The 15,400-nt window shown below is 62.9% G+C and carries 15 protein-coding genes; 7 read left to right on the forward strand and 8 right to left on the reverse strand.

Annotation, left to right across the window (positions count from 1 at the left end; all coding sequences use genetic code 11):
* The first annotated feature begins 24 nt into the window (after positions 1-24).
* The 4 genes from accC (at position 25) to thiE (ending at position 3,391) form a co-directional block, all read left to right on the forward strand.
* Entirely contained in the window at positions 25-1,404 is a 1,380-nt protein-coding gene (gene accC, locus H5P28_RS18790) for an acetyl-CoA carboxylase biotin carboxylase subunit (protein ID WP_185677233.1), read from the forward strand.
* A gap of 119 nt (positions 1,405-1,523) precedes the next feature.
* The gene (locus H5P28_RS18795; RefSeq protein WP_185677234.1) at positions 1,524-1,988 is read left to right on the forward strand and encodes an Asp23/Gls24 family envelope stress response protein; all 465 of its coding nucleotides are present in this window, start codon (positions 1,524-1,526) and stop codon (positions 1,986-1,988) included.
* A gap of 15 nt (positions 1,989-2,003) precedes the next feature.
* The gene (gene amaP, locus H5P28_RS18800; protein WP_185677235.1) at positions 2,004-2,720 is read left to right on the forward strand and encodes an alkaline shock response membrane anchor protein AmaP; all 717 of its coding nucleotides are present in this window, start codon (positions 2,004-2,006) and stop codon (positions 2,718-2,720) included.
* A gap of 32 nt (positions 2,721-2,752) precedes the next feature.
* Positions 2,753-3,391, forward strand: a complete 639-nt coding sequence (gene thiE / locus H5P28_RS18805; RefSeq protein ID WP_185677236.1) for a thiamine phosphate synthase — start codon at positions 2,753-2,755, stop codon at positions 3,389-3,391.
* Between the two features lie 74 nt (positions 3,392-3,465).
* On the opposite strand, the gene H5P28_RS18810 is transcribed toward thiE, so the two are convergent.
* The 7 genes from H5P28_RS18810 to H5P28_RS18840 all read right to left on the reverse strand — a co-directional run bounded on the left by H5P28_RS18810 (position 3,466) and on the right by H5P28_RS18840 (position 9,714).
* Positions 3,466-4,344 (reverse strand): 50S ribosomal protein L11 methyltransferase, encoded by an 879-nt coding sequence (locus H5P28_RS18810; protein ID WP_185677237.1) that lies wholly within the window; start codon positions 4,342-4,344, stop codon positions 3,466-3,468.
* 60 nt (positions 4,345-4,404) lie between these two features.
* Positions 4,405-4,995 carry a phosphoribosylglycinamide formyltransferase gene (purN, locus tag H5P28_RS18815; protein WP_185677238.1) on the reverse strand — a complete coding sequence of 197 codons (591 nt, stop codon included), beginning with the start codon at positions 4,993-4,995 and terminating at the stop codon, positions 4,405-4,407.
* A gap of 124 nt (positions 4,996-5,119) precedes the next feature.
* Positions 5,120-5,626: an adenylyltransferase/cytidyltransferase family protein gene (locus tag H5P28_RS18820; RefSeq protein WP_185677239.1), complete on the reverse strand. Its 507-nt coding sequence runs from the start codon at positions 5,624-5,626 to the stop codon at positions 5,120-5,122.
* 213 nt (positions 5,627-5,839) lie between these two features.
* Positions 5,840-6,970: a molecular chaperone DnaJ gene (gene dnaJ, locus H5P28_RS18825; RefSeq protein ID WP_185677240.1), complete on the reverse strand. Its 1,131-nt coding sequence runs from the start codon at positions 6,968-6,970 to the stop codon at positions 5,840-5,842.
* A gap of 12 nt (positions 6,971-6,982) precedes the next feature.
* A complete protein-coding gene (locus H5P28_RS18830) occupies positions 6,983-7,567 on the reverse strand; it encodes a nucleotide exchange factor GrpE (protein WP_185677241.1) in 585 nt (194 codons plus the stop codon).
* Between the two features lie 108 nt (positions 7,568-7,675).
* On the reverse strand, positions 7,676-8,482 hold the full coding sequence (locus H5P28_RS18835) for an AsmA family protein (RefSeq protein ID WP_185677242.1): 807 nt from the start codon (positions 8,480-8,482) through the stop codon (positions 7,676-7,678).
* Between the two features lie 284 nt (positions 8,483-8,766).
* The gene (locus H5P28_RS18840) at positions 8,767-9,714 is read right to left on the reverse strand and encodes a type I phosphomannose isomerase catalytic subunit (protein WP_185677243.1); all 948 of its coding nucleotides are present in this window, start codon (positions 9,712-9,714) and stop codon (positions 8,767-8,769) included.
* A 236-nt stretch (positions 9,715-9,950) separates the two neighbouring features.
* Between H5P28_RS18840 and H5P28_RS18845 the strand changes: the two genes are divergently transcribed.
* The 3 genes from H5P28_RS18845 (at position 9,951) to H5P28_RS18855 (ending at position 14,470) form a co-directional block, all read left to right on the forward strand.
* On the forward strand, positions 9,951-12,563 hold the full coding sequence (locus H5P28_RS18845) for a DNA translocase FtsK (protein ID WP_185677244.1): 2,613 nt from the start codon (positions 9,951-9,953) through the stop codon (positions 12,561-12,563).
* 161 nt (positions 12,564-12,724) lie between these two features.
* The gene (locus tag H5P28_RS18850; protein WP_185677245.1) at positions 12,725-13,618 is read left to right on the forward strand and encodes a helix-turn-helix domain-containing protein; all 894 of its coding nucleotides are present in this window, start codon (positions 12,725-12,727) and stop codon (positions 13,616-13,618) included.
* A gap of 75 nt (positions 13,619-13,693) precedes the next feature.
* Positions 13,694-14,470: a DUF4115 domain-containing protein gene (locus H5P28_RS18855; RefSeq protein ID WP_185677246.1), complete on the forward strand. Its 777-nt coding sequence runs from the start codon at positions 13,694-13,696 to the stop codon at positions 14,468-14,470.
* Positions 14,471-14,676: 206 nt separating this feature from the next.
* On the opposite strand, the gene H5P28_RS18860 is transcribed toward H5P28_RS18855, so the two are convergent.
* Complete coding sequence (locus H5P28_RS18860; protein ID WP_185677247.1) at positions 14,677-15,294, reverse strand: hypothetical protein; 618 nt, start codon at positions 15,292-15,294, stop codon at positions 14,677-14,679.
* Between the last annotated feature and the right edge of the window lie 106 nt (positions 15,295-15,400).

Below are 15,400 nucleotides of genomic sequence, written 5' to 3' on the forward strand. Positions count from 1 at the left end.
CCCGGCGCGACCGCCCGAGCACCCATGATTAAGAAAATCCTTATTGCCAACCGTGGCGAAATCGCCCTGCGCATCGTGCGCGCCTGCCGCGAACTGGGCGTCAAGACCCTCGCCGTCTATTCCGAGGCCGACGAGCAGTCCCTGCACGTGCAACTGGCTGACGAGGCCATTTGCATCGGCCCGGCGGCGTCCTCCGAGAGCTACCTCAAGGCCGACCGCATCATCAGCGCGGCCGAGATCGCCGATGTGGACGCGATTCACCCCGGATTCGGCTTTCTGTCGGAAAACGCGGAGTTCGCCGAGCAGTGCGAGAGCTGCAACATCAAGTTTATCGGGCCGAACTCCTCCACCATTCGCCTGATGGGCGACAAGGCGATGGCCAAGTCTGTGGCCAAAAAAGCCAAGGCTCCGGTTATCCCCGGCAGTGACGGCCCCGTGGACTCCGAGACCGAGGCGCTCAAGCTGGCCAAGCAGATCGGCTTCCCCGTCATCATCAAGGCCGTGGCCGGCGGCGGTGGCAAAGGCATGCGCCTGGCCCACAATGCCGTGGCCTTTGCCCGCGAGTTTGAAATGGCCCGCAACGAGGCGCTTAAGGCCTTCGGTAACGGTTCGGTCTATGTGGAGAAGTTCATCGAGAACCCGCGCCACATCGAATTCCAGCTCCTGGCCGACGAGCACGGCAAGGTCATCCACCTGGGAGAGCGTGACTGCTCCGTGCAGCGCCGCTACCAAAAAGTGGTCGAAGAGGCCCCGTCGCCCTTCGTCGATGAGAAGCTGCGGGCAAAAATGGGTAAGGCCGCTGTCGCTATCGCTGAAGCTTGCGGCTACCAGAATGCCGGGACCGTCGAGTTCCTCGTCGATAAAAACGGCGACTTCTATTTCATCGAGATGAACACCCGGATCCAGGTGGAGCACGGCGTGACCGAAGAGGTCACCGGCTACGATCTGGTCAAGCGTCAGATCGCCATCGCCGCCGGGGAAAAGCTCGACCTGGACCAGAAGGACGTGCGCTTCATCCGCCACGCCATCGAGTGCCGCATCAACGCCGAAGACCCGGCCCGCAACTTCGCTCCGTGCCCCGGCCAGATCGACCTTTACTACCCGCCCGGCGGCCACGGTGTGCGTATCGACTCGCACATCTACGGCGGCTACGTCGTGCCCCCGTACTACGACAGCATGATCTCGAAGGTCATCTCCTACGGGCAGAGCCGTGAGATCGCCATTGACCGTATGTACCGCGCCCTCAACGAATACATCATCCGCGGCATCCGCACCTCGATCCCCTTCTGCGCCGCCATCATGAAAGACCCGGTCTTCCGTTCCGGCGAGGCCACCACGAAATTCGTGGGCGACTTCATGGAGCGCACGCCAAAGGACCTTTTCGCCCCCTCCGACGATCTCTAAGGCCTCCCGAGGAGGTGCCAATTTTTGCTTTGCCGAGCACTTGAAAGCCATCAATAGTCTTCCCGGCGCTTGCGCATAGCTTCTCCATTTCTGATCTAATCCTTAACCGAAACCGTACCATGCCACCTAAACAACCGTCCCTGCCCGCTGACGAACCGGATCCCAACTCCATTCCTGTCCCGCTCGAAGCGACGGAAAACTCCGACGAGATCCACATCAACATCCCGGTCGTGGCCAACATCGTCAAGATGGCTGCGCTCCAGGTGGACGGTGTGTACTCCGTGGGAGGCACCTTTGCCGACGGCCTGTGGGAAACTCTCGGTGCCAAGAAAATGGACCGTGGCGTGGAGGTTCGCGAGGACGAGGCGGAGAACTACCTGATCCAAATCCACGTGGAGATGCGCTTCGGCGTGAGCATCGCCAGCACGGCCAAGGTCGTCCAGCAGGCGATCCGCGATCAGGTCGAGGCCATGACCAGCAAGGGCGTGGCCAAGGTGGAAGTTTTTGTTGACGGTGTGCGCATGGAGCAACCCGAGTCGGCCCGACCAAAGACCGACCACTGGGACCATCCCCACACCGACTAACCTCACCCCTGACATATGCTCGGCAAGCTGGAGAGTTTTTATCAGACGCAGATCGAGCCTTATCTGCACGACCGTGTGCTCGTCGTCTGCACGGCCATCGTCCTGCTGATTGTGTTGCTGGGCTTTTGCGCCCTGCGCCGCCGTCGTGGATCGATCCGCGTTTTTAAGACGACTTCGGGCCGGGTCGAGGTGACGCGCAGCGCCATCCGTGACCTCGTGCTCAACGCCTGCCACTACGTCCACACCCCGCGCAAGCCGAAGGTGCGGATCAAGGCCGGACGCGGACGGCTCTACATTTACATCGGCCTGCGCCTGAACGAGGACCAGCGGCTGAATGAAGTTGCCAGCCAATTGCAGATGCGGATCGAGGACATCCTCCAGAATACGCTCAACCTCGACCGTCGCAGTGTGCGCATCGACGTGGGCCTGAAGGGGATTCGCCGCGTCAAGCCTTCTGCGGCCGGGGAATCTGCCTCCGAGGAGGCCTTGGTGCCGGTTCCGGCGGTCGATCCGGTTCGCACTGGCGAGTCGCGGGTGATTGTGGCCGAAGACGACAACGAGGACGCCCTCGTGGACGACGATACCGCCTCGAAACCCAAACGCGGGTTCTTTGGCTTTGGCCGTAAAAAGTCGGCGGAAACTGAAGTCGCCGCTCAGGAGGACGCCGGTTACGATCCCGATGCCGATCCATTCGCCCCGAGCCGGGATGACGATGAGACCAAAAAGGCCTGAGCCCTGCGAGGCCGGGTTTAAGTCATTTATCGATGGGGGCGGATTTGCACGCGGCGGTTTTTTACGCCATTCTCGACACCGGCTATGTGCCGCGTGAAAACCTGGTCGCCAAGTGCCGTGCGCTGCTGGCGGGGGGGGCGGATATTATCCAGCTCCGCGCCAAGCGCGAAAGCACCTCCGAGCGTATCGGGATTCTGGATACGCTGGTCCCGCTTTTTGAGGGGACGGAGGTGCCGCTCATTGTGAACGACGACATCGAGGCCGCGCTGCGTTTTCCCGGTCTGGGGCTCCACGTCGGCCAGGACGACATGTCGCCGGGCGAAGCCCGCGCACGCCTCGGCCCGGGCCGTGTGCTCGGACTCTCCACGCACTCGCCAGAGCAGGCTGCCGGGGCGCTTGCCCACTCCGACGCGCTGGATTACTTTGCCGTGGGGCCGGTCTTTGCCACTCCGACGAAACCGGATTACACGCCGGTCGGGTTGGAATTAGTCCGTCACGTGGCGGAGATGGAGCCGGAACTGCCGTGGTTTGCCATCGGCGGGATCAAGCGCCACAATCTCTCCCAGGTGCTCGCCGCCGGAGCCCGCCGGGTGGTGGCGGTATCGGATGTCCTGTGCGCAGAGGATTCCAGTGTAGTGATTGCCGAATACAAGACGGCTTGCCGCAGTTGAGTCCGGTTTCTGCTCTAAACTACTTCGAGTAACAAGGGTGGCGCGCAGCCTCGGAAGGTAATTTTAAACAGCCCCTACAGAAACAGGCACAGATCGGCCCATTCGCCGTCGATACGCGAGTCGGCGCGGCAGGTGATTCCGGCCTCGGTGGCGGCGAAGTTGAAATGCTCGCGCACCTCATCGAGTTCGCGGGAAAGAATGCCGCTGAGGGCCAGTGTGCCGTGCGGGGCCATGGCGGCAAAAAGTCCAGCTGCGTGGATTTTCAGGATGTCGGCCTGAATGTTGGCCATCATGAAATCTGCCTGGCGGCCTTCGAGTCCAGACTCGATCCCGGCCTCGGCGAAGCTCACCGCTTCGGGCGCGATGCCGTTGGTCAGGGTGTTTTCGCGGCTGACGCGGATGGCCTCGGGGTCCTGGTCGAAGCCGTAAACGCTCTTCGCCCCCAGCAGGACGGCGGACAGGGCGAGGATGCCCGAGCCGCAACCGGCGTCGATGATGCGCTGCTGCGCGTAGGCGTCGCCCCGGGTCTGCGCGAAGTCCATCAGTCGGCGGGCCATCAGTCGCGTGGTCTCGTGGCTGCCGGTGCCGAAGGCCATGCCGGCGTCCAGGTAGAGGGCGACGTGCCCCTCAGGGACGACATAGCTTTCGCGTTCCCAGGCCGGGACCCAGTGCAGGCGTCCGTTTGACCACGGTTTTAGGAATTCCTTGTACGCCTCCTGCCATTCGCGGTCCTCGATCTGCTCTCCGGCAAAATACGCGGGCAGCGCCGGAAAGGTGATCCGCAGCGCGGCCAGCCCCTCGTCGGCCTCGGCTTCGGACTCGAAAAAGCCCTTGAGAAAGAGCGGGCCGTTGGGGGCAAATTCGATGCCCCAGGAGAGCAGGCCTTCTTCGCAGAAGTGGGCTTCGAGGGCGTCGGCCAGTTCGGCCGGGATTTCAGCTTTGAGGATGAACATGGTGTGGTGCGAGAAAAAGCAGGTCAGTGGCCGGGTGCGGCGGACGTGTATTATTTGATCTTAATGGCGGAGCATGAGCTCGTCGGCGAGACGGCGGATGGTGGCCGGAAGCAGGCGATGCTCGGCGGCGTGGACGCGGGCTTCGACCTCGTCGAGTGTATCGCCCTTGGCGATGGGGACGCGCTCCTGGCCGAGGACTTCCCCGGCGTCGATCTCGGGCGTGACCCAGTGGACGGTACAGCCGGTTTCCGCATCACCGGCTTCCATAGCGCGCTGAATGGAGTGCAGGCCGGGGTACTTGGGCAGGAGGCTGGGGTGGAGGTTGATGATGCGCCCCTTGAAGGCCTCGATGAAAGGCGGCTTGATCACACGCATGAACCCGGCCAGCACGATGAAGTCCGGCTGGAGCCGCTGGATGGTCTCGATCCAGTGGGTTTCCGCCTCGCCTTCGAGCTTGGTCTTGAACTTGCCCGGATGCAGGTAAAACGCCGGTACGTCGAAGCGCGGGCCGAGCTTGAGCATGAGCGCGTCGGGCTGGTCGCAGAAGAGCCCGACGACCTGGGCGAGGCCGAGTTGCCCGGCCTCCTGCGCGTTGAGAATGGCCTCGGCGTTGCTGCCGCGGCCCGAACCAAGTATGACGATGCGTACCATGCGAAAATGGCTGATTGTTAATTGTTAATCGTTAAAACAGGCTCCCAGGTTGCCAGGTGATTGTTGGACGAAAAGCTTTTCATCTGTCGTCAACCATTTAGCAATCAGCCATTTAACCATTCTTTCAAAAAGTGTCGGCGGCGGCGCGGATTTTCGCGATGAGCGAAGTCGTGCTGTAGCCCTGAAGAAAGGGCAGGAAGCGGATTTCGGCCCCGCAGGCGTCGAGAGCGGCGTGTTCCTCGGGGTTGAGACTGCCGAGGTTGTAGTCCCCGGCCTTGACGTAGAGGTCGGGCCGCAGGGCCTCGATTTCGCGGGTCAGGCGCGGGGTGTGAAAGATGACCAGTGTATCAATGAAGGGCAGGCTGCCCATCAGGTAGGCGCGTTCCTGCTCGCTCTGGACGGGGCGGGTCGGCCCCTTGAGGGCTTGGACGCTGGCGTCGCCGTTGAGGGCGACGTAGAGCCGGTCGCCCTGTTTGGCGGCTTCCTTGAGGAAATACAGGTGCCCGGTGTGCAGCAGGTCGAAGCAACCGTTGGTCAGGACAACCTTTTCCCCGGCCTGGCGGGCAGCTTCGCGGCGGCGGGCGGCTTCGTCGAGGCTGAGCAGTTTCGGGATGTCGAGTGGGAGCGCCATATGGGAACGCGCATCTTCCCGTCGAGCCCGCGCCGGGTCAAGCTCAAGGCAGTTGCCCGCGAAATCACCCGTCAGAGTGGGTACTTCGGGCAGACCGTTGTATTCGCAAGAGCGGAAAGTAAGTAAAGTAAGCGAACATGCGGCTATCTCTTTCCTGCCTTTCCGGCCTTCCTGTTAAAATTTTGAAAGGTATTGAGGTGGTGAAAACCGCCCTTACTCAAACCACTTTTTGGCCTTCTCGAAGAAACTCTCGCTTACGGGCTGGTCGGCGTCTCCGCAGGCGGCGGCGAACTCCTCCAGCTTGGCCCGCTGGTCGCTGTTGAGCTTTTTCGGAACTTCGATTTCGACTTGGATGAGCTGGTCGCCGTGGTGGCCGCCGCGCAGGGTGGGCATGCCCTTGCCGCGCAGGCGGAAGGTGGTGCCGCTCTGGGTCCCGGCGGGGATTTTCAGCGAAGCCCGGCCCTTGAGGGTGGGGACTTCGATGGTGCCGCCGAGCGCGGCCAGCGTGAACTTGATCGGGATCAGGCAGTAAAGGTCGTTCTCGTGGCGCTCGAAGACCTCGTGCTCCTTGACATGGATGATGACGTAAAGGTCGCCGGCGGGAGCGCCGTTGGGGCCGGCCTCGCCGCTGCCGCCGGAGCGCAGGCGCGAGCCGCTGTCAACCCCGGCCGGGATCTTGACCTTGAGCGTGTGGGTCTCGTCCACCACGCCGTGGCCGGAGCACTTGGAGCAGGGCTTTTCGATGACCTTGCCGCGGCCCTGGCAGGTCGGGCAGTGCTGGCGGACCTGGAAAAAGCCCCGCGAGCTGATGACCTGGCCCGCGCCGCCACAGGTCGGGCAGACGCGTTCCCCGCTGCCGGGCTCGGCTCCGGAGCCGGAGCACTTGTCGCAGGCGGCCTGGCGGCGGTATTTTATCGTTTTCTCAACGCCTTCGGCCGCTTCCTCCAGCGAAATCTCCAGGTCATAGCGCAGGTCGTTTCCGCGCTGGGGGCCGCGTCTTCCGCCACCCCCGAAAAATTCCTCGAAGATGCCGCCTCCGCCCCCGCCTCCGCCGAAGACCTCGCGGAAGACGTCGAAGGGGTCGTGGAAGCCGCCCGCTCCGGCGCGACCGGCTCCCTGCTCGAAAGCGGCGTGACCGTAGCGGTCGTAGGCGGCGCGCTTGTCGGGGTTGCTGAGTACTTCGTAGGCGTGGCCGATTTCCTTAAAAGTGGCCTCGGCTTTGGCGTCACCCGGATTTTTGTCCGGGTGGTACTTCATGGCCAGCTTGCGGTAGGCCTTTTTAATGTCCTGCTCGGAGGCGTCCCGGCTGATGCCGAGCTGCTCGTAGTAGTCTTTTTGCGCCATGCTGGGAAGGGCCTAGCTTGCGGCGGGGCCGGAAGAAACCACGACCGAAGCCGGTCGCAGCAGGCGTTGATTGAGCTGGTAGCCTGCGCGCACGGCGGTGATGACCTGGTGGTCGCCGATTTCGTCGCTGGACTGCTGGGAGACGGCCTCGTGCAGGTTGTGGTCGAAGTCGTCGCCGGGGGCCGGTTCGATGACCTCCAGGCCGTGATCGGCGAGGATCTGGCGCAGTTGTGCGGCCACGGCCTCGAAGCCCTTGGAGACGACGGCGGCTTCGGGATGGTTGGCGGCGGCGGCCAGGCCGAGCCGGAAATTGTCAAGCGCGGGCAGTATCTCCTCAATCAGCCCGGCGTTGGCGAGGAGGCGGGACTCTTCGCGTTCGCGGGCGGCGCGGCGGCGGAAGTTGTCCAGGTCGGCCATGGCACGCAGGTAGCGGTCCTCGTAGTCCTTGGCCTTGGCCTGTGCCTTGTCCAGCTCTTCGAGCAATTGGGCCGTTTCCGAGGAAGCCTCCTCAGGAGCGACCGATTCTTCCGGGGTCTGGGCGGCCTGTTCGTCGGCGATGGCCGCTTCCGGTTCGTTGTTTTCGGGTTTCTCCTTCATAGACATGTTGGTAAGAGGCAAAACCATTGCCCAATCCCGGCGAGATTCAAGGGATTTTTTTCACCGACCTTTCAGACTGAGGCTAATGATAACTGATAAATCCCCCGCTCAGGGTTTCTGGGGGCGGAGGCTTTCGACGGCGCGGTCGCGGAGGGTCTGGCCGATTTCGTCGGTGAGGCCGTCGATCTGGTCGGGGAGGAGGCCGGGGACCGCGGGCTCGATGTCAGCGAAGCACTGGACCGGGAGCGCGGCGAAGAGCGCCTGGAAAAACGCCGTGTCCAGGCCGGGAAGGTTGCGGGCGCGCAGTTCGCGTTCGACCTCGGGGAATACGTCGGTACTGCGGCTGATGTTGGAAAAATTGCCCTCGTAGCCGATTTTGTAACGGGTGATGTCGGGGCGACGGAAGCTGTGGTCCTCGATGATGACCTCGTTGATGGTCAGACGGAAGCTCTCCAGTCGGGGGGCGTCGGACGCGGGGACGGCAACGGCGGCGGGCTGGAAGTCCACCGCGTCGATAAAGGCCGCGATATTGCTGGGGCCGCGTTCGGGGATGACGATGGTGAGCGAGTCGATGTCGAGCGAGACGGCGCTGGCCCGGAAGTCCTGGCTGGCGACGTCGGCCAGCGGCAGCTTGACCGCCAGCCCCCGGATGCGCAGGAAGCTCTCCTCGGGGAAGCCGGGCGGGTTTTGTATGACGATGTCCTCGAAGACCAGTTGCTGGGAGAAAAGTTCGAGGTTGGCGTCGTCGATCTGCACGTCGAAGCCGCTGCTCTGCTCCATCCACCCGGCCACGAACTTCGGGGTCCACGCTTCGGCCACCCAAAACAGCACGATCAGCGCGATGACGAGCAGCACCAGCAGCCCACCCAGCAGACTGGCCAGACAGCCGAAGGGCTTGAGAAGCAGTTTTAACATGCGTGAGAGAGAGGGTTATATTGCGAGGATGCGCGCTCGGCAGCGGCTTGGTCGGGCAAAGGCGTGGGATGAGAAATGGAAAAGACGACAAGAGCGGTAAAAACTGCGGTCAGCAGTACGATCGCCAGCAGGATGATGACCACAGCGTAGAAGAGGGGGGACCTGCGGGATACTATCGGCATCGCTTGATGTTCCTGATGTGAAATTGGGGTTATTTTTCACACCAGCGGCGGAGAACACAAAGTTTTTAGCTTATTCCAAGACTCACCTGGGGCGCAGCCCGGTCACCCGCCGAAGCCGTCCGTGACGAGGACGGTGGAGGGGGTGGTGGCGGTGAAGGTGAAGCTCTCGGCGTAGGGCAGGAGGGCGTTGGTGCCGCGGGGAAGGACGGTGCCGTCGGCCTCGCGCAGGGAGCCGTCCACCACACCGATCAGGCGCGGTTGCTCATTGGCCGCAAACTCCAGCGTCTCGCCCGGCTCCAGGGTGTGGCGGGTGAGGTTGAACAGTTCGGACTCGGCGATGCGCTGAGTCTTGCCCTCGGGGCGCAGGAGGTCCGGCTCAAAGTCGTTGAACTCGATGCACTTGAGCGACTCCTCGATGTGGAGCTGGCGCGGCTTGCCGTCCAGTCCGACCCGGCCCCAGTCATAGACGCGGTAGGTGGTGTCGGAGTTTTGCTGGATCTCCAAAATCAGGCAACCGGCGTCGAGGGCGTGGAGGCGTCCGCTGCGCACGAACATCGACTCGCCCTTTTTCGCCGGGATGCGGTGGACGAGGGGTTCGAGGCGGTTTTCGCGCAGGGCGGTCTCGAATTGCTCGCGGGTGACGCCGTTTTTCAGGCCGATGAGCATGGCCCCGTGTGGTTCGGCTTCGGCCACGTACCAGTTTTCGGTCTTGGGCTCGCCGCCGAGGCTGGGGGCGATGTCCGCCGGGGGGTGGACCTGGAGGCTCAGCCGATCCTGGCAGTCCAGCCACTTGACGAGGATGGGAAAGGGCGTGGACGGGGCGTAGCCCGGTCCCATGACGGTGGATGCGCTGGTTTCGAGAAGCTGGCGGAGGGTTTTTCCCGCCATCGGGCCTTCAGCCACGACGGACTGGGCCTCGGGCCGGTCCACGATCTCCCAGCTTTCGCCGATGGGGGCGGAGCCGGGCAGCTCGCGTCCGAGCTTGTCATGGAGGCCGCGTCCGCCCCAGACGCGTTCCTGATAGAGAGGCTTGAAAAGATACATACGCATAACAGCCAGCACAAATAAACTGCCGCCGGGCAACGGTCAACAGGGCATATTCCCAAAGTCAGGCGTAGGTGGTTGGTGGGCTCAGGTCGGCGGGCTGGGGGGCGTCACGGGTCGGGGCTGGGGGGATGCCCTTTGTCCGCCTACGGCCTGAGGGGCGCGCGGGTGATGAAAACTCCGGGCTCCGGGGTTCGGACTTGTTTTTGAACGTAGCCGGGCTAGGATGGTCTTTTTGGAAAATGGGCCTCTTCTCGAAAAAGCCTGCCACCGCGCAGGAGAAAACCTCTTTCGCCCCGCGCAAACCCCAGTCGAAGCCTTTCTGGGCGCTGGCGGTGCTGGCGCTTAGTGTGATTTATCTGGTCGCTCTGCTGGACTTCAATCCGAGCCAGTCGGCGCACCTGCATGCCGGGGCGCAGCCAGACCCGAACCTGACCGGCAAGATCGGGGCGGAACTGGCCTACCTGACGTTCAGCATTTTCGGGATCGTTTCGTGGCTGATCCCGCTGCTGCTGTTCTGGATCAGCTACCTGCTGCTGTTCCGGCAGGCCCACCGGGTGCGCCTGCGGCTGGTGATCGCGGCCGTGTTTTTCCTCGTTTCGCTGACCGGGTTGTTCACGCTGGCGGACGAGAAGGTTTTTGACAACCCGCGTCCCGGCTCGGCCGAGTGGAGCAATGAGCAAGCCGCCGGGGTGCAGGTCATTACCGCCGGGCAGGAGTTGCCGGAGCGGCGCTTCTACTTCAATGGCCTGGGCGGACGGCTGGGGCTGCTCGTGCTCAACCAGAAGGTCATCACCTACGCCGGGTATTTCGGGGCGAGCCTGTTGATCTTTCTCGCCTTCGTGGTCAGCTCGACTTTCCTTTTTACGGATAATATCCACCAGACCCTGGAGCGGCTGGAGCAGAAGCGGAAGGCCCGCAAGGAGCGTCTGGCCGAGCTGAAAGCGGCCCGCAAGGCCGCCCCGCCTGAGCGTTCGCTGGAGGGCGTTTTCCCGAAAAAAGGCGCCCCGCCGAAGAAGGAAGTCCGCAAGCCCTCGCTGCGTCCCGAGGAGGACGTGGTCGTCACCGCCGACGAACCGGCGGCTCCGGAAGTACCCGTCAGCGAAGAGCCCGCCGCCGTGCCGGCGGCGGAGGATTCCCGTCCCCGCAAGGGAGCGGCCATCTTTACCCTGCCGCGCAAGCGGGAAGCGGAGGAAAAGGCCGAGGAAGCCCCGAAGCGTCCGCTCAAGGTGACATCGCCGGGGCTGAAGATCATTGACAGCGAAGTGACCGAAAAGGCCCGCATCGCCCGTCCCGACAAGAAGGGCAACCACACCTTCCCGAGTATCGACCTGCTCAGCGACCCGGTTGCGCCGGGCGAGAACTTCGCTTCCCCCGAGGAACACCAGGAGCGTGCCCGCGACATTGCCCGGATTCTGGACGAGTTCAACGTCAAGGTCGAACCGGCCGAGGTCCAGACCGGCCCCGTCATCACGCGCTACGAGGTCATTCCCGCCCCCGGCGTGCGGGTGGAGAAGATTCTCAACCTGGACAAAAACCTCGCCCTGGGCCTGCGGGCCGAGGCCGTGCGTATCCTTGCCCCGGTTCCCGGCAAGGGCACGGTCGGGATCGAGGTGCCCAACCCCAAGCCCCTGCCCGTGACCATGCGCGAGATCGTCGAGTCACGCGCATGGGCCGAGTCGAAGGCCGAGATTCCCGTCGTGCTGGGCAAGGACGTGACCGGCAAGCCCATCGTCGAGGACTTGACCCGCATGCCCCACATGCTCATCGCCGGTTCCACCGGGTCGGGTAAGACGGTCTGCATCAACTCCGTTATCGCCTCGCTCCTGTACCACGCCGCGCCCGAGGACCTGCGCTTCCTCATGGTGGACCCGAAGGTGGTGGAAATGCAGGTGTACAACAAGCTCCCGCACATGCTGATCCCGGTCGTGACCGAGCCGAAAAAAGTTCCCGGCGCGCTCAAGTACCTGATCAGCGAGATGGAGCGGCGCTACCAGATTTTCGCCAAGATGGGCGTGCGCAACATCGCCGGTTTCAACGCCAAGATCGCCAAGAACAAGAAGGAGCGCGACGAGGCCGAAGCCCGCGAGGCTGAGATGTCCTCGGCCATGTCGCCGGAGGAACGCGCCGCCACTGCCAACCTGGATGTCCCCCGCGACGACGATGTGGAGTTCGAGATTCCCGAGAAGCGCCTCCACTACATCGTGTGCATCATCGACGAGTTGGCCGACTTGATGATGGTCGCCCCGCAGGACATTGAAACGGGCATCGCCCGGCTGGCCCAGCTCGCCCGTGCCGCCGGTATCCACCTGATCCTGGCCACGCAGCGCCCGTCAGTCAACGTCATCACCGGCGTGATCAAAGCCAACCTGCCGACCCGCGTCTCCTTCAAAGTCGCCTCCAAGGTGGACAGTCGCACCATCCTCGACCAGGGCGGGGCCGAAGCCCTCATCGGCAAGGGGGACATGCTTTTCGTGCCGCCGGGCACATCCAACCTCGTGCGCGCGCAGGGGGCCTTTGTCTCCGACGATGAGATCAACCACATCGTGGACTTCCTCAATTCCCGCAACGGCGACCCGCAGTTTGCCGAGGAAGTGCAGCAGCAGATCGAGGCCGGCGGCGAAGACGGCGGCGGTGGTGGGGCCGAGGGCGAGTGGGACGACGAGCTCGTGCCCGACGCCATCGAAGTCCTCCGCGCCACCAAGCGCGCCTCCACCTCCATGCTCCAGCGTCGGCTCAAGATCGGCTACAACCGAGCCGCCCGCATCATGGAGATTCTGGAGGACGAGGGCATCGTCGGCCCGGAAAACGGCTCCAGCCCCCGCGAGATTCTTCGCGACCTCGACTCGTTATAAGTTTGAGAGTTTAAGCGTTTGAGGGTTTGAAAGTTGCGGTGAGTGAACGAAGCGTTGGCGAGGTTGGGGGCGTGCTGCCGGGACATTTGCAGAATGCGCGCGCAAGCCGGACTTTCGGCCTTGCCATCAGTTGGAGAATTCCCACAAACTCAGGATTTTAGATGCCGAACATCGGGGACAGATTAGAGGAAGCACGCAAGCGGCAGGGGATCTCCATCCGCGAGGCCGCTGAGGCGACGAAAGTCCGCAGTGACTTCCTGATGAATTTCGAGAACAACCACTTCGATTTCGACCTGCCCGAGGTCTATAAACGCGGCTTCCTGAAAATCTACGGGCGCTACCTCAAACTCGACGAGGACAAGCTCATGACGGACTATAACGCCGTCCTGCTTGGCGCCAGCAAGGTCGTCTCCAAACGCGAGAACAAGGAACTCTTCGGGCGGATGGACCTGCCCGACGAACCGAAGACCCTCGGCAGCACCGAATCGGCCCCGCCCTTTGGCGAGCATAGTGCCAAGGTAGCCAAGACCGCCCGCATCAAGGAGCGCCCCAGCAGCGGTCACGACGGCCCGGCTGACCGCATGGAGCAGAAGACCGATTCGTCCCTGTACTGGAAGATCGGCCTCATCGTGGCGGGAACCTTTGTGCTGGTCGGCCTGCTGGCCGTACTGGTTAACCTGCTCATCAGCCCGAGCGCCCCGGACGAGCCGACCGATACGGCTACGACTCCGCCCGCCGCCTCGACCAACGTCACTCCTTCCGGCACTGCGGCGGGAGCCGACCTGGCCCAGACCGGCACGGTGACGATTTCGACTTCCGGCCCGGCCTATGTGCTCGTTCGCCAGGAAAACGACAACAAGGAACTTTTCAAGGGTAACATGGCCGCCGGTCAGTCCGAGACGCTGACCCGTACCGGGACCGTCCGTGTGGTCAGCTCGGCCATCCAGAACGTGACGGTTGAGATCAATGGCAAGACCTACAAGTCCAACCAAACCGGCACCCGCCAGACCTACTACGGGATGGACGGCCCTGTGACACCGCTCCAGAACCCGTAACGGGATCGTTTTACGATGAAAACCAGCCGCCCTCTGACAATTTTCAGGTGGGGGTGGTGTATCGCCTTGGTCGCGATGAGCGCCGGATACGCGGAGCCATCGGGGCCGGAGGAAGCGCCGCCGCCAACGGCACAAGCTCCCGCCAACGCCGACCATGCCGCCACGCCGGAGCCGGAAACTACCGTTGCTGTCCCCGTTGCTGTCGCAGTCAAAGGCGATTCCGTGTCAGCAGAAAAGCCCAGGGCCGAAACCGGCCAGATAAAAATCACGGCTACGGGCCAGTGCTACGTGCTCGTTCGCCAGGAGAGCGACAACAAGGAGCTTTTCAAGGGCATGATGTCCGCCGGTCAGAGCGAGACGCTGACCCGCACTGGAAGCATCCGTGTGGTTAGCTCGGCCATCCAGAACGTGACGGTCGAGATCGACGGGCAGAGCTACAAGTCGAACCAGACCGGCACTCGGCAGACCTACTACGGCATGGACGGGCCGGTGGTTGTGATTGCGGGCGAGACGGCGGGCAAGGAGACAAAAATCGTCGGGACGAAAGATGCCGCACCTCCTGAGGAGAGTGGTTCGGTGACTATCACGGCTACGGGCCAGTGCTACGTGCTCGTTCGCCAGGAGAACGACAACAAGGAGCTTTTCAAGGGCATGATGTCCGCCGGTCAGAGCGAGACGCTGACCCGCACTGGAAGCATCCGTGTGGTTAGCTCGGCCATCCAGAACGTGACGGTCGAGATCAACGGGAAGACATACAAGTCGAACCATACCGGGACGCGTCAGACCTACTACGGGATGGACGGGCCGGTGGCTCAGCTTGACGTCCGGTCCGATAGCGGGGCCGGACAGTAATTCTCTATCTTCCCCAAGAAGGGTAACTCCCCCTCCCGAGCCAGGCCGATGGATACGGACCACTCGGCTGGTGAGCTTGCTTGTTCTCCGTGCCTCTGTGCCTCCGTGTGAGCAGCTTTATTTTCCGCGTCCCAATCAGGAGTGCGGATTCGAGCCGCCGTTTGTCCGCGGCAAGGGCAGGGAGGTACACTGCCGCCGGTGCACGGTCAGTTTTTCCCGCCGGCGGGCTGAAGTATTTTCTCGGGCTGGCGCGTACCGAAGACGTTCTCCAGTGCTTCCATCGCGGCGGTGAATTGCTGCCGGGCTGCTTCCTCATCCTCGCCCACCGCGGTAAAGCGGACTTTCAGGTAGCGTCCGTGATAGGCGGTGATGAGCGCGAAAGACTGACGCAGGGCGGTATTTGTGCCCTCGTGCTGTTCCTGCCCTTTGTCGGTTTGGCGGTAGCTGAGCGAACCGAAGAGAAAGGGGACGCTTTGTCCGCCGAGGTCGATCGTACCCTGGCCAAGCTGCGGCTCGGAGAGGTCGCTGTAATAGCCGCGCTCTTCCATGACCTTGATCATGCGAAAGACAGTGGCGAGTTCCTTCATCACGGGCTCCGAAAGCCCGGTGCCGAGGTCCTTCTGGCCGTTGTCGTAAAAATAGATGTCCATCTTGTCTTCACTCTGCGGCAGGTCGTAGCGCAGGCTGAAGCCCAGGGCCGGGTCGTCGTACACAGTGACGCCGCCGAGCCGCCACTCCCCGAGCCGGGACGGGAAATTCCCGCTGCCGTGGCAGAGGGCGAGGGTGGACACAAAGAGCAGGGCGCAGAGGGCTGTTCGGATCATGGCGATGGGGGGTGGAGGCATGAAAACGGGCGTTAGGGGCATCCGTCTTCCATTATCAAGATGTCTCCAGAAATACTTGAGAGCTGTTGGCTTGGCCAGTCATTTT

Origin of the sequence: Ruficoccus amylovorans (assembly GCF_014230085.1) — a bacterium.
Taxonomy (GTDB): Bacteria; Verrucomicrobiota; Verrucomicrobiia; order Opitutales; family Cerasicoccaceae; genus Ruficoccus; species Ruficoccus amylovorans.

Coding starts and splice junctions, on each gene's coding strand:
- amaP (WP_185677235.1), top strand. CDS start 2,004: ATGCTCGGCAAGCTGGAGAGTTTTTATCAGACGCAGATCGAGCCTTAT.
- H5P28_RS18835 (WP_185677242.1), bottom strand. CDS start 8,482: ATGTTAAAACTGCTTCTCAAGCCCTTCGGCTGTCTGGCCAGTCTGCTG.
- H5P28_RS18855 (WP_185677246.1), top strand. CDS start 13,694: ATGAGCGCCGGATACGCGGAGCCATCGGGGCCGGAGGAAGCGCCGCCG.
- H5P28_RS18840 (WP_185677243.1), bottom strand. CDS start 9,714: ATGCGTATGTATCTTTTCAAGCCTCTCTATCAGGAACGCGTCTGGGGC.
- H5P28_RS18845 (WP_185677244.1), top strand. CDS start 9,951: ATGGGCCTCTTCTCGAAAAAGCCTGCCACCGCGCAGGAGAAAACCTCT.
- H5P28_RS18830 (WP_185677241.1), bottom strand. CDS start 7,567: ATGAAGGAGAAACCCGAAAACAACGAACCGGAAGCGGCCATCGCCGAC.
- accC (WP_185677233.1), top strand. CDS start 25: ATGATTAAGAAAATCCTTATTGCCAACCGTGGCGAAATCGCCCTGCGC.
- H5P28_RS18850 (WP_185677245.1), top strand. CDS start 12,725: ATGCCGAACATCGGGGACAGATTAGAGGAAGCACGCAAGCGGCAGGGG.
- H5P28_RS18820 (WP_185677239.1), bottom strand. CDS start 5,626: ATGGCGCTCCCACTCGACATCCCGAAACTGCTCAGCCTCGACGAAGCC.
- purN (WP_185677238.1), bottom strand. CDS start 4,995: ATGGTACGCATCGTCATACTTGGTTCGGGCCGCGGCAGCAACGCCGAG.
- H5P28_RS18810 (WP_185677237.1), bottom strand. CDS start 4,344: ATGTTCATCCTCAAAGCTGAAATCCCGGCCGAACTGGCCGACGCCCTC.
- H5P28_RS18795 (WP_185677234.1), top strand. CDS start 1,524: ATGCCACCTAAACAACCGTCCCTGCCCGCTGACGAACCGGATCCCAAC.
- thiE (WP_185677236.1), top strand. CDS start 2,753: ATGGGGGCGGATTTGCACGCGGCGGTTTTTTACGCCATTCTCGACACC.
- H5P28_RS18860 (WP_185677247.1), bottom strand. CDS start 15,294: ATGATCCGAACAGCCCTCTGCGCCCTGCTCTTTGTGTCCACCCTCGCC.
- dnaJ (WP_185677240.1), bottom strand. CDS start 6,970: ATGGCGCAAAAAGACTACTACGAGCAGCTCGGCATCAGCCGGGACGCC.